Raw genomic sequence first — 13,345 nt, forward strand, 5'->3', positions numbered from 1 at the left:
CGATCCGGACCTTTCAATGCCTGCGGCTGGCGGCGATCTCGGCGCTGTAGCGAAGCTCGAGCGCCGATTTCAAGACGAGGGTGACCAGCGCCAGCAGCGCCAGCAACGTCGCAACCGCAAAGGCGGCGACGAAGTTATATTCATTATAGAGGATTTCCACCTGCAACGGCATGGTGTTGGTCTGGCCGCGAATATGGCCTGATACCACCGACACCGCGCCGAACTCGCCCATGGCACGGGCGTTGCACAGCAGCACGCCGTAAAGCAGCCCCCATTTGATGTTGGGCAGCGTCACATGCCAGAAGGTCTGCCAGCCCGATGCCCCCAGAGACAAGGCCGCCTCCTCGTCGCTGGTGCCTTGTTCCTGCATCAGCGGGATCAGCTCGCGGGCAACGAAGGGAAAGGTGACGAAGACGGTCGCCAGCACCAGGCCCGGCACGGCAAACAGGATCTGGATGCCATGGCTCTGCAGCCAGGGGCCGATGAGACTGTGCGAGCCGAACAGCAGCACGAAGACGAGGCCGGAGATGACGGGCGAGACCGAGAACGGCAGGTCGATCAGCGTCGTCAAAAAAGCCTTGCCCTTGAACTCGAACTTGGCGATCGCCCAGGCGGCGGCAACACCGAAGACGAGATTGAGCGGCACGGCGATGGCAGCGACGATCAGCGTCAGGCGGATGGCGGAAAAGGTCTCGGCATCGCCAAGGGCCGAGAAGAACTCGGCCGGCCCCTTGCGCAGCGCCTCGGTAAAGACGGCGGCCAGCGGCAGAAGCAGAAACAGGCCGACGAAGGCGAGCGCTGCGACAATCAGGCTCAGCCGAGCAAAGCGGCTTTCCGAGGTGGCGGCGCGTACGTGCTGGGAGTTGGCTGCGAGATCAGGCGACATAGACATATCTCCGCCGGCTCCAGGCCTGGATCGAGTTGATGACGAGCAGCATGGCAAAGGAGATGATCAGCATCACCGCGGCAATGGCGGTGGCGGCGGGATAGTTGAACTCCTCCAGCCTGATGACGATCAGAAGCGGGGCGATCTCGGAAACGTAGGGCAGGTTGCCGGCGATGAAGATCACCGAGCCGTATTCGCCGACGCCGCGGGCAAAGGCCAGCGCAAAGCCGGTGAGGCCGGCCGGCAGCAAACCCGGCAACAAGACCCGGCTGATCGTCTGGAAACGGCTGGCGCCGAGCGTGGCTGCGGCCTCTTCCACTTCCTTGTCGATCTCTTCCATGATCGGCTGCACGGTCCTGACGACGAAGGGCAGGCCGACGAAGATCAGGGCGATGACGATGCCGGCCGGCGTGAAGGCGATCTTGATGCCGAGCGGGGCCAAGAGCGAGCCGATCCAGCCGTTGGGGGCATAAAGCGTGGCGAGCGCAATGCCGGCGACCGCCGTCGGCAGCGCAAACGGCAGGTCGACCATGGCGTCGATCACCCGCTTGCCGGGGAAACGATAGCGCACCAGCACCCAGGCGAGGATGACGCCGAAGATCAGATTGACGATCGCTGCGATAAAGGCCGTGCCGAAACTGATCTTCAGCGCGTTCAACGTGCGGGTATCGAGCGCCAACGTCATGAACTGCGACCAGCCGAGGCTGCTCGAGCGCCAGATCAATCCCGACAGCGGGATGAGGATGATCAGCACCAGCCAGAAAAGCGTGACGCCGAGCGCCAGACCGAACCCGGGAAGCACACTCGGTTGGCGAAACCGCCAGCGCCTGTTGTGGCCATGCTCTCTCAAATCCAGCTCACCTCTTCCATGCGCCTGAGGAAAACCCAGGCGCTCCCATTATCAAATCCAGCTCACCTCTTCCATGCGCCTGAGGAAAACCCAGGCGCTCCCATTATACCCGCAATCCCCATGCGGGCCTGACAAAACAATCGGCCGGATCGGATGGTCCGGCCGATTGCATCATTGCTTCAACAGGGTCGATTATTGGCCCGGCTTGTAGATCTGGTCGAACAGACCACCGTCGCCGAAGAACTTCGGTTGCGCTTCCTTCCAGCCGCCAAAGTCCTCGATGGTCACGAGCTTGAGGTCACCGAATCGCGCGACGTCCTTGGGGTCGGCAGCTGCCGGCTTGAACGGGCGATAGTAGTGCTTGGCCGCGATCTTCTGGCCGGCATCGCTGTAGAGGTAACCGAGATAGGCCTCGGCGACCTTGCGTGTGCCCTTGGCATCGACATTGCCATCGACAAGTGCCACCGGCGGCTCGGCCTTGATCGAGATCGACGGCGTGACGATATCGAAATTATCCGGGCCCAGCTCCTCCAGCGAAAGATAGGCTTCGTTTTCCCAGGCGAGCAACACGTCGCCAAGGCCGCGCTGCACGAATGTCGTGGTCGAGCCACGCGCACCGGTATCGAGCACCGGCACATGCTTGAACAGCTCGGTGACGAATTCCTGTGCCTTGCCGTCGTCGCCGCCATTGGCAGCACGAGCGTAGGCCCAGGCTGCCAGGAAGTTCCAGCGCGCGCCACCCGAGGTCTTCGGGTTCGGCGTGATCACCTGGATATCATCCTTGACGAGATCGCCCCAGTCCTTGATGCCTTTCGGATTGCCCTTGCGCACCAGGAAGACGATCGTCGACGTATAGGGTGCGCTGTTGTTTTCGAACTTGGTCTTCCAGTCCGCCGGGATCTTTCCGGTTTCCTTGACGATCGCGTCGATATCTGCCTCAAGCGCGAGGGTTACGACATCAGCCTGCAGACCGTCGATCACGGAGCGGGCCTGCTTGCCGGAGCCGCCATGCGATGTCTGGATCGTCACGGTTTCGCCGGTGTCCGCCTTCCACTTTTCAGCGAAAGCGGCGTTGAAGTCCTTGTAAAGTTCACGTGTCGGGTCATAGGACACGTTCAGGATCGTCGTGTCGGCAAAAGCCACACTTGCAGCACCAAGCTGCAGGCCTCCGACTACAATTGCCAGTCCCACAATTCCGGTAATTCGTCCAAAGCCCATCTCGACCTCCATCGGTTACCAGATAAACTATCAATTTAATCGACTGCAGCAACGCAAACTGATCATGCCGGAAGTGACTATCGGGAAATGTCCTATCGTAATTTAGCGTTTTTTAGGAACGGTTTGCCCGAGGCCTGTTTGACGCCCCGATCTCCTGCTTGGAGAGCCGGCCGGAGAATAGCATGGCGCTTTCTGACGCGGGCATCAAAATTGCGGGTTGATGATTGAAGGCCTGCCGTCCGCTCGCGGCTTCGACGACGCGATCGACAGAGACGACGATCCCGCAGACGCGCGGTGAGCCTTGGAAAGGTCAGCTGGACAGCGGTTGCGACGGTTAAGGCAACATCCTAGAGCACGTGGCCGCGGGCGACGATCGGCCAAATGGCCTTCGGCTCATCGCCTTCGACGATATGCACGGCGTCGACCATGTTGGTGACGACGCAGGCGTGGTTGGGAACGATGCGCAACTGCTGCCCAACGGTCAGACCGATCGGCCCGTCGCTCACCAGCCGGCCGTGTTCTTCCGAAAGCTGGTCTATCCGGATGTCGTCGCGGCCAAGCACATTGCCATAGCCCGTCAGACCCAGGAGGTCGGCGGTCAGCACCTTGCTCCCGGCATCGATGATCGCGCGGTGTTCCGATGGCACCGAGACGACGGTGGCAAGCACCGTGAGGGCACAGTCGTCCCAGGTGGCGACCCCGCGCGAAACGAGGGAGCGGTCGTTGTAGATGTAGGTGCCGGGCCGGTATTCGGTCGCGACCGGCGCGCCGGCGGCATGCATCATGCTGGGCGTGCCACCGGAAGTGATTGCGGGTACGGCGATGCCGTCCGCCTCGATCAGGCACTTGGCTTCGCTCATGAAAGCTTGGACTTTTGCCTCGCCGGCAATCGGCGGATAGGTCATCAGGCCGGCGAAGTCGATGCCCTCGCCATCGTTGATCCGGCGGGCCAGACGCGCGGCCTCCACGGGCGACGCCACCCCACAACGGTCCGCACCGGTGTTGCATTCGACGAAGACCCTGAGCGGCTTCTCCTTGCCAGCGAAATGCCCGGAAAGCCCGTCGATGACGGTCACGTTGTCGGCGACGACCGCAAGCGCAATGCGCTGGTTGAGACGTTCCAGCCGGGCAAGCTTGGGTTTGCCCAGGATGTTGTAGGTGATGAGCACATCGGCGATCCGCTCACTGCCGTCCACCATCGCCTCGGCCTCGGTCACCTTCTGGCAGGTGATGCCAACAGCGCCGGCGTCCAGCTGTAGCTCGGCCATCTGTGGCAGCTTGTGCGTCTTGATATGCGGTCGGACGCGGATGCCGTGCGCATCCGCATAGGCTTGGAACGTGCGGATGTTCCGCTTGGCAATCTCGATATCCACCAGCACGGCGGGGGTTTCGATCGGCACGGTCATCGCTCACCAATTCCTTCTGTCGGGCGCTCCATAAGACGAAGCTACATCATTCGCCCTTGACAAGTTATGACCGTCGACTTTCCGAACGTCAATCCGCTATTCGGGACTTAGGTACAGTATAATGGAATATTTTTAGAGGAAAAAATGGGAGAATACAGGTGATCAGGCGGCTGGCGGACGTCGGAAAAAGCATGCTGATTGCCACGCACGAGATGGTTTACGCCAAGAGGTTTCCTCCCGGCTGATCTTCATGAACTCGCGGGAGTGTCGGCGAGGAGCCTCCGCCCTCTTTTGCTAAGCGCCGGCCTTGGCAGGGGAGGCCGCGGGTGTGGGGCCGACTTCGCCGATCGCCCGGAAGATATGGTTGCTCTCGGTGTCACGAGGCGAGCAGCGATCTCCCGGTTTCCGGATCGAACAGATGCAAGGCGCCTTCGTCGAAGGCAAATGTCCGCTCGGCATCGATTGCAAGCTGGGTGCGCGGCGGCAGGCATGCGGTGATGCGCTCGCCGCCGATGCGCGCCGTCACCACCAGTTCCGGGCCGGTCAGCTCGACCACTTCCACGCGCGCCGTCAGCCGCGGCGCATTTGCCTCGTCGGTTGAAAGACGCAGCGCTTCCGGGCGGATGCCAACCTTGACCTGCTGGCCATTCGATACCTTGCCGTGAAAGCGCGCGGGAATTGCGATCGGTGCATTGCCGTCTCCCACGCGCAAGCCGCCTTCCGCGACGTCCGCATCGAAAATGTTCATGGGCGGCGAGCCGACAAAACCGGCGACGTAGAGTGTCGTCGGTCGGTCATAGATCTCTTCCGGCGTCCCGAGCTGTTCGATGCGGCCATCGCGCATGACGGCGATGCGGGTGGCGAGCGTCATCGCCTCGATCTGGTCGTGGGTGACATAGACCACGGTCGTCTTCAGCAATTGGTGCAGCCGCTTCAGTTCCGTGCGCATCTCCATGCGCAGCTTGGCGTCGAGGTTCGACAGCGGTTCGTCGAACAGGAAAACCTGCGGGTTGCGCACCAGCGCCCGCCCGATGGCGACACGCTGGCGCTGGCCGCCGGAGAGCTGGCTCGGCTTGCGCTGAAGCAGGTTTTCGATCTGCAGCAGCTTTGCCGTTTCGCTGACCGCCTTTTCGCGCTCGGGCGCCGGAACCTTGCGCATTTCCAGGCCAAAGCCGATGTTGCGGGCGACGCTCATGTTCGGGTAGAGGGCGTAGGATTGAAACACCATGGCGATGTCGCGATCCTTGGGGTGCACCCCGACGATGGAGCGGGTTCCAATGCGGATGTCGCCGCCACTCGGCTCGGCAAGGCCGGCGATGATGTTGAGCAGGGTGGACTTGCCGCAACCCGACGAGCCGAGCAGCACCAGGAATTCGCCGCTTTCCAGCGCGATGTCGATGCCCTTCAGCGTCTCGACTTCGCCGTAGCGCTTGTGAATGTTGCGGATCTCAAGCGCGCTCATGCGGTCGTCTCCTGAAGAAAGGCGGATAAGGGGTTTCCATAAGCGCGCGGCAGCGTCGAGATCGCCTCGGAAGCAATGGTGACGCCGGTTCGCAGGCAGTCCTTGAGCGGCACGCCGGCGGCAAGGGCTGCGAGAAAGCCGGCGTTGAACACGTCGCCCGCGCCGATCGTGTCGATGACTTTGACCGCAGGCGCGGCGACGGAGACGATGTCTCCTGTCGAGCCAAGTGCCAGTGCCCCGTTTGGCCCGCGCTTGACGACGACGATCGCGTCGTCGGGCATATGTGTCTTCAGCGCGCGGGCGGCGTCCGCTGGATCGGCAAGGCCGGTCAGCGTCGTCGTTTCGACCTCGTTGAAGAGCGCAAGCCGGCAGCGTTTCAGCCAGCCGATCGTCGCGGTACAGTTGGCGTCCGTCCAGCCATCGAGCGGCCAGCCGGTGTCGAGCGCGACGGCAATGTCGTGCGCCTCGGCCCAGTCGAAGACATCGTCATAGGCAGCGGTCAACGCATCGGTCAGGAACGAACCGGCAAGCAGCGCAAGGCCGCCACGCAGGCGCTCACCGTCGAGCATGCCGCGGACTTCTTCGAAGCTGAAGAGCGGTAGGTGCCCGCGGGTGGTGAAGAAGGTGCGTTCGCCGTCCGGATGGGTGATGCCGACCGACAGTGTCGTGCCGACGTTTTCTACCGGCCAGCCGCTGGCCCGCTCGGCAAAGGCGCCCTTCAGCCAGGTGCCGAACTGGTCGTTGCCGATGTTCGCGGCAATCGCATAGTCGACGCCAAGCGAGTCCCAGGCCAGCGCGCTGTTGCCGGCACAACCGCCGACGCGCAGTTCGTCATGATCGACGATGATTTCGGTGCCGGCCTTCGGCCAGGGGGCGGCCGGCCCGAGGATCAGATCGACGTTGACGTTGCCGATGACGACAAGAGGACGCATGCTTCATTCGCTCCGGGTAATCTTGGTCGACCGGACCGGGGTTCCGGCATCGGCGACGCGCGCCGCGGCAAAGGCGATCATGAAGGATTGCGCCACCGGCAGCATCGCAAAGATCGCCGCCAGGCCGGCAGCAGGTTCGAAGGAAAGGGTAGTCACGCCGGGGATCGGTGTCTCGCCGGACGCATCGAAGACGACAACAGGCGAGCCGGCTTCTGCTGCCGAAACCGCCATGGCGCTGACGAGACCGGCGGTGGCATCCGCGGCGCGAAACAGGACGACGCCGACCGACGGGCCGAGCATCTCCATCGGCCCATGCCGCAACTGCCCGCCTTCGAGGGAGAAGCAGGGCAGCCGCGACAGCTCGGTCAACCCGAGCCCGATTGCTTCGGACAATCCCTGAAGTCGGCGGCCCGAGGTGACGACGGAGCGGACGTCTGCCAGTGCTGCGAGCGCGGGCGTCGTGTGGGGTGCTTGCGGGCTCTCGATCGCCTGTAGTGCCGATGACGGGTCGTCACCAAGGGCGGCGAGGATCGACAGGTGCAGGGCAAAGCTGATCGTCAGGCTGCGCGTGGCGGCGAATGCTTTCTCCGTACCGCCAACGCCGACCAGGGAGAGGGCGCTTCGGGCGAGAAAGGAACTCCCCTCGAGGGTCAGCCCGAAGGTGTCGCCAGTCGCGCCGTTCGTTTCCGCAAACCAGCGCAATACCTCCGCACTTTCCCCGGATTGGGAGGTGACGAGGATCGTCTTGCCCGAGATCGACAGGGGCTGCCCCAACTGTTCCGACAACGGCAGCGCGATCGCATCGATGCCATGGGCCCGGTAGAGCGGTTCGAGTGCGCGGCCAACCGCATGCGAGCCGCCCATGCCGAGCAGCAGCAGTTTGCCGGTCGATCTGAGCGATGCGGCGATCTTGCCGGCCAACGCCTGTGCCGCCTGGAATGAAGCGACGGCGTCCGCGGCCTGGCGGGCCATCTCGCGGTCGATTGCAATGAGCCCGGCCGGGCGGGGGGGTGTGTCGCTCATGGTCATCCCTTGACGCCGCCGCTGGTGAGCCCGGAAATCAGGGCTTTTTGCATGATAAGGCCGATCAGCACCGGCGGCAGGGCGGCAAGCACGCCGGCGGTTGCGATCAGTCCGTAATCGGAAACCCGGCCGCCGGCGAGATCGGCGATGGCGACCGTCAGGGTTTTTGCGCGCAGGTCCGATGTGAACAGCAGCGCATAGAAGAATTCGTCCCAGGCAAGCAGGAAGGCAAAGAGCGCCGAGGTCGCCATGACGGGGGCTGCAAGCGGCAGGGTGATGATCCTCAGGATCTGGTCGAGCCTGGCGCCGTCGATCATCGCAGCGCTCTCGATTTCCTTCGGAATGGAATCGAAGCCGGATTTCAGTAGCCAAGTGGTGAAGGGCGCAAGGATGGTGAGATACACCAGCGCAAGGCCGAAGACGGAATTCAACAGGCCGAGTGTGGCAAGACCCATGTAGAGCGGCACAGCCAACGCCACCGGCGGCAGCATGTAGGTGGCGATCACCGCGTAGAGCGACCAGGAGACTGCAGGCGTTCGCGACACGGCCCAGGCCGAGGGTATGGCAACGGCGATGGCTGCAAGCGTCGCCATGCCGGCCACCTTCAGGCTGTTGAGGAGCGAGGCGACGAAGGCCGCACCGGCGCTGTTTTCCAGCGTGGTCATGAGCACGCCGTAACGGGACAGGTCGATCTCATCGGGCCACCAGTTGAGCGGCTTTGCTGAGAGGTCGGCGGTAGACGAGATGCTCATGATGAAGAGCCAGAGCACGGGCGCAAGGATGACGGCGGCGAGCAACAGGGCTGAAGCGTAGATGAAGGCGGTAAAGAGCGGGCTCTGGCGTTCCATCAGGTGGCTCCCGCTGCTTTGCGTACGAGCGCAGCATAGGCGACCGCGAGCACCGTCACCAGCAAGGTGACGATCAACGCGAGAGAGGCGCCGGATCCCGCCCGCTGAAACGAGAAGGCTTCCTGATAGACGAGGATCGACAGCGTGCGCGTGCTGTTGGCCGGGCCGCCGCGTGTCATCACCCAGACAAGGTCGAACACCTTGAAGGCCTCGATCGTGCGCAGCACCAGTGCCACCAGCAGCGGGCCTGCGAGGTAGGGCATAATGACATAACGGAAGCGGTTGAACGGCCCGGCGCCGTCGACGAGCGAGGCGGCCGTGATGTCGCGCGGCACGGCCTGAAGGGCGGCAAGCGCGATCAGGGCGACAAGCGGAAAGTTCTTCCAGCAGTCGGCGACGATCAGCGCGGTCAGCGCCGAGCCGGGTTCGCCGAGCCAGGAGCGATAGCTGTCGATCAGTCCGATCTGCGTCAGGGCCGCGTTCAGTGCGCCATATTCCGGATTGTAGATCAACCGCCACAGCGTTGCGTTGACGACGGTCGGCAGAGCCCAGGGCAGGATCATCAGGGCGCGCAGCGCCGTGCGTCCACGGAATTGCGGTTGAGCAACAGAGCGGCCAGCACCCCGATCACCATTTCGGCAGTTACGGAAACAACTGCGAACCATGTGGTTGTGACCAGGGCGCGCTGGAAATTCGAGCCGCCGAGCACCTTAGCATAGTTGGCGAGGCCGACGAACGTGCCTTCGGTGCCGACGAGCTTTGCGTCGGTGAACGAAAGCCTGACCGTGTCGATCAGCGGCCAGCCAATGACAGAGATCATGACTACGAGCAGCGGCAGCATCAGAAGCCACGCGCGCGTTGTTATCCAGGTACCGGACATGGGATGGAAACCTTTTAGGCCATTTTGGCCAGGGTGCTATTGCCGGTCAAACCGTCCCGGCAAGTCCCGGGCGGCAGAGCCACCCGGGAGGTCGAAGACCGTGGGGATCAGAGACCGCTGTTTTCGGCGGCGGTCTTCAGCGCGTCCTCGGCGGAGGCCTGACCAAGCAGCGCCTCTTGGATTGCCTGTTGCAGGGCTGTCGAAAGCTCCTGGTACTTCGGCGTCGTCGGGCGCGGATACATGGCGGCAAGGCCGAGCTTAGCAGCGGCGATCAGCTCTTCCTGGCCCTTGGTGACATTGGCATCTTCATAGGAAGACGCCCAGATCGGCAGGCTCAGCTTGGCATAGGCATTCTGCGTCTGCTGCGAGGTCATGTGGACGATGTACTTCCAGGCTTCGTCCGGATGCTTGCTGGTCGAGGTGATGCCGAGGCCCATCGAACCATTGACGGCCGAAACCTCGCTCTTGCCCGCAACACCCGGTGCCGGCACGACGCCGACCTTGCCGGCGACCTTGCTTTCCTTGGGGTCGTTGGCGAGGTTGTACATGTAGGTCCAGTTGAGCGCGAAGGCCGCTTCGCCGTTCTGGAAGACCTTGCGAACGTCCTCTTCGAGGAATTCCTTCGAGTTCGGATTGGTGAGCCCCGATGAATAGCTCGTGACCATATAGTTGAGCGCGTCGAGACCGCCGCCCGAAGTGAAAGCGGGCTTGCCGCCGTCGATGAACTTGCCGCCATAGGCGCTGACGAGCGTGGTGTAGTCGCAGATCGCGGCTTCCGCCTGCGACCAGCTCCACGCGATCGGGGCTGCGGCCAGTCCCTTGTCCTTGATGATCTTGGCCTGTTCCGTCAGTTCGTCCCAGGTCTTCGGCGGCGCCTTGATGCCTGCCTTTTCAAGGATCTCCTTGTTGTAGAACAGATATTTGGTGTCGAGGATCCACGGCATCCCGTAGCGCTTGGCGTCATATTCGACGGTTGTCCAGGCGCCCGGCAGGACGCCGGATTTCATTTCGTCGGTCACGCGGTCGGAGACATCGACCAGCACCTTGTTGGCGGCGTATTCGGCCGGCCAGATCACGTCGAAGAGCACGACGTCGTAGCCGCCGCCAGAGCCCTGTGCCAGCACGGTCTTGTCGTGCAGGCCTTCGTAGGGGACGAATTCAAGGTTGACCTTCACGTCCGGATTGGCCTTGGTGAAGGCCTCGGTCATGGCGCGCACGTCGGTTTCGCTATAGGCCGCCTGCGCCATGAAGAGCGCGTTGAGCGTGGTTTCGGCATAGGCGTGGCCGGCAAAGGACGAGCCGAGCAAGGTTGCGCTGAGCAACGTGGTTTTAATGGATTTCAACATTCCTGCCTCCAATAACTGAGCGTTTCAGTTTTGCCGGCACACCTCCCCGGTGGGCCGAATATGAGAAATCCGCCCACTTGCGGGCGGCCGTCGACATATCTATCGGAGCGCTTGCGACGACCTGTGGCCGTGGCCTTCGTTCCCCCGGAGCTCTTGCTGGCTCTCAATTAAGTCAATTGTCTTGACTTATTTCTTGTTCAATATTCTAACGGTGTCAAGTGGGGTTTTCGGGATGAACGATTTACGGCCGATCCGGGCAAAGAGCGGCACCAACCAGGAAGGGACGAGCGCCCACAACCGGCGCGTCATGATCGACGCATTGCGGTTGAACGGGCAATTGTCCCGTGCCGACCTTGCTCGTGCGACCGCGCTGACGAAGCAGACGGTTTCCAACATCATCGAGGATTTGGAACGCGACGGGCTGGTTCAGTCGCTGACGGCGGTGCGAAACGGCCGGGGGCAACCGTCGACGCCCTATCGTCTGGTCGCCGAGGGTGCCTTTGCCATCGGCCTGCAGATCGATCGGCACGTCACGCGCACCATCGCAGTGGATCTCGAGGGTACGGTTCTGGCGCGCGCAGAGGCCAACCTTCCGGCGGGAGGACCGGCGACCGGTGTCAAGACCATTCTGGATCTCATCGAGAAGACCCGGCGTGACCTGGCGTCGATCGCGCCGCAATCGGAGCAACGCCTGGTCGGACTTGGCGCGGCGATGCCCGGCCCCTTCGGTGTCGAAGCCGCCGACGACGATCCCTGGATGATGGCGGCCTGGCAGAACTTCCCCCTGCTTGAAACGCTTGCCGCCGGCACCGGCCTCGACGTCGCCTTGCAGAACGATTCGGCGGCGGCCGCCACGGCCGAGCGTCTGGTCGGCGCAGCGCATGGCGTCGATCACGCCATCTGCATCTATCTCGGCTACGGCCTTGGCGCCGGGCTGATCCTCAATGGCGAGCTTTATCGTGGTGCCAACGGCAATGGCGGCGAGATCGGCATGATCCTGAGCCTGCCGCGAGGGGCTGCCGAGCACGAGCGCACACCGCTTGAGTACCGCGCCTCGATCGCTTCCCTCTGCAAGCTGCTCGAGCTCGATCCGGCCGACCCGGACCTCTATGCCCGCCTCGATGCGGCTGTCACAGACGGGGACATCAGGTTGCGCAATTGGCTGGATGTGGCCGTCTATGAATTGCGTGGCGCCGTCCAGGTGCTCGAAACCATCTTCGACCCGCAAACGGTGATCCTGTGTGGCGGACTGCCGCCGGGCCTGGCACAGCTGATCACGGACACGATGCAGCCGCTGCTTCCGTCACTCGCCGATCGGCGCGATCGCAGCCTGCCGCGCCTGCAGGTCGGCTTCACTGATCCCTGGGCGGTTGCCATCGGCGCCGCCGCCGAGCCGATCAGCCGCACCTTCGATCCGCGCTTTTCGGCGATCCTGAAGACACGCTCCGCCGACGGTTCTTGAGGCGTGGGCGGCCAGCGAGATGCTGCCCGATCACGTTCCCGGCTCGTCCAGCCTCGCAAGTTCGGCATATTCGTTCGCGAGGAAATCAAGCAATGCCCTGACCGAGGGAAGCAGCCCGCGCCGTGATGGAAAGGCGGCGTGAATGATGCCGGCCCGGGGTGCCCATTGGGGCAGAACGTCGACTAGTGTTCCATCCTTCAGGTCCTGCCTCACGACCATGGTCGGCAATTGTGTGACGCCGACGCCTTTCAGGGCGGCGAGGCGCAGGGCGACCATGTCTTCGGTCACGAGCCGCGGGTTGTGGCGCACGATGGCGTTGGCGCCGTCCGGTCCGTCCAGGCACCAATCATGCTCCTGCCGGTTCGAATTCCATGCCAGGCTCGGAAGGGCGGCGAGATCGGCGGGCGTCAGCGGCCGTGCGTCAGGCCCGAGCAGTCGAGGGCTGGCGACCAGGCGCTGCGCGCTTTCTGTCAACCTCTTGATCACAAGGTCGCTCTCCTCGAGCGGCGGGAAGCGGACGCGGATGGCGATGTCGATGCCTTCGCGCAACACGTCCACCCGTCTGTTGGTGCTTTCGAGCACCACCTCGACCTTCGGGCAGCCGGACATGAAGCGGGCAATCATCTCTCCCACCTGGAAATAGAGCACCGAGGAGGGGCAACTGACATGCACGACGCCCTGGGGTTCGGAGCGCGTGCGATCGATCACCTCCTGTGCTGCCTCCGCCTCCACCAGCATGGCGACGCAATGGCGGTAATATTCCCTGCCGATCTCGGTGACGACGAAGTGACGCGTCGAACGCTGGACAAGCCGGACGCCGAGCCGCTCCTCCAGCAAGCCGATGCGCCGGCTCAGCCGCGAACGCGGCATATCGAGTTTGCGCGCGGCAGCAGCAAAACCGTTCTGCTCGACGACGTCGACGAAAAGCTTAAGATCGTTCAAGTCCTGCATGGTCAATTATTGTCCTATCCATGGGACACTGTAGCCCGATTTGACTGTCTACTGCCAGATTTGTCGCTGGAATATGTTCCT

The 13,345-nt window shown here is 63.0% G+C and carries 11 protein-coding genes and 1 pseudogene; 1 reads left to right on the forward strand and 11 read right to left on the reverse strand.

The features are described from left to right. Positions 1 to 13 precede the first annotated feature (13 nt). From cysW to BLJAPNOD_RS22735, 10 genes and pseudogenes are all read right to left on the reverse strand, one after another. A complete protein-coding gene (cysW, locus tag BLJAPNOD_RS22690) occupies positions 14 to 886 on the reverse strand; it encodes a sulfate ABC transporter permease subunit CysW (protein WP_077498026.1) in 873 nt (290 codons plus the stop codon). Further along, positions 876 to 1,736, reverse strand: coding sequence for a sulfate ABC transporter permease subunit CysT (gene cysT / locus BLJAPNOD_RS22695; protein WP_115421573.1), 861 nt, complete (start codon positions 1,734 to 1,736; stop codon positions 876 to 878). Before cysT ends, cysW begins: the two co-directional genes overlap by 11 nt. A gap of 192 nt (positions 1,737 to 1,928) precedes the next feature. Beyond that, a complete protein-coding gene (locus tag BLJAPNOD_RS22700; protein ID WP_077502104.1) occupies positions 1,929 to 2,954 on the reverse strand; it encodes a sulfate ABC transporter substrate-binding protein in 1,026 nt (341 codons plus the stop codon). A gap of 347 nt (positions 2,955 to 3,301) precedes the next feature. Next, complete coding sequence (locus BLJAPNOD_RS22705) at positions 3,302 to 4,360, reverse strand: D-TA family PLP-dependent enzyme (RefSeq protein WP_115421574.1); 1,059 nt, start codon at positions 4,358 to 4,360, stop codon at positions 3,302 to 3,304. A 376-nt stretch (positions 4,361 to 4,736) separates the two neighbouring features. Beyond that, positions 4,737 to 5,822, reverse strand: coding sequence for a sn-glycerol-3-phosphate ABC transporter ATP-binding protein UgpC (ugpC, locus tag BLJAPNOD_RS22710; RefSeq protein WP_077502072.1), 1,086 nt, complete (start codon positions 5,820 to 5,822; stop codon positions 4,737 to 4,739). Beyond that, positions 5,819 to 6,754, reverse strand: coding sequence for a PfkB family carbohydrate kinase (locus BLJAPNOD_RS22715; RefSeq protein WP_115421575.1), 936 nt, complete (start codon positions 6,752 to 6,754; stop codon positions 5,819 to 5,821). Before BLJAPNOD_RS22715 ends, ugpC begins: the two co-directional genes overlap by 4 nt. 3 nt (positions 6,755 to 6,757) lie before the next feature. Further along, on the reverse strand, positions 6,758 to 7,783 hold the full coding sequence (locus BLJAPNOD_RS22720; RefSeq protein WP_199566015.1) for an aminotransferase: 1,026 nt from the start codon (positions 7,781 to 7,783) through the stop codon (positions 6,758 to 6,760). Beyond that, the gene (locus BLJAPNOD_RS22725; RefSeq protein WP_115421577.1) at positions 7,780 to 8,625 is read right to left on the reverse strand and encodes a carbohydrate ABC transporter permease; all 846 of its coding nucleotides are present in this window, start codon (positions 8,623 to 8,625) and stop codon (positions 7,780 to 7,782) included. The genes BLJAPNOD_RS22720 and BLJAPNOD_RS22725 overlap by 4 nt, the downstream gene beginning before the upstream one ends. Further along, positions 8,625 to 9,505 (reverse strand): annotated as a pseudogene (locus BLJAPNOD_RS22730) (sugar ABC transporter permease). Before BLJAPNOD_RS22730 ends, BLJAPNOD_RS22725 begins: the two are co-directional and overlap by 1 nt. Before the next feature lie 107 nt (positions 9,506 to 9,612). Next, the gene (locus BLJAPNOD_RS22735; protein WP_115421578.1) at positions 9,613 to 10,851 is read right to left on the reverse strand and encodes an extracellular solute-binding protein; all 1,239 of its coding nucleotides are present in this window, start codon (positions 10,849 to 10,851) and stop codon (positions 9,613 to 9,615) included. A gap of 232 nt (positions 10,852 to 11,083) precedes the next feature. Between BLJAPNOD_RS22735 and BLJAPNOD_RS22740 the strand changes: the two genes are divergently transcribed. Continuing rightward, positions 11,084 to 12,313 carry an ROK family transcriptional regulator gene (locus BLJAPNOD_RS22740; protein ID WP_115421579.1) on the forward strand — a complete coding sequence of 410 codons (1,230 nt, stop codon included), beginning with the start codon at positions 11,084 to 11,086 and terminating at the stop codon, positions 12,311 to 12,313. Positions 12,314 to 12,343: 30 nt separating this feature from the next. Here the strand turns inward: BLJAPNOD_RS22740 and BLJAPNOD_RS22745 are convergent, their stop codons facing one another. Next, positions 12,344 to 13,264 (reverse strand): LysR family transcriptional regulator, encoded by a 921-nt coding sequence (locus tag BLJAPNOD_RS22745; RefSeq protein ID WP_115421580.1) that lies wholly within the window; start codon positions 13,262 to 13,264, stop codon positions 12,344 to 12,346. Positions 13,265 to 13,345: the final 81 nt, after the last annotated feature.

The organism is Ensifer sp. M14 (assembly GCF_003355565.1).
In the GTDB taxonomy this organism is placed as follows: domain Bacteria; phylum Pseudomonadota; class Alphaproteobacteria; order Rhizobiales; family Rhizobiaceae; genus Ensifer.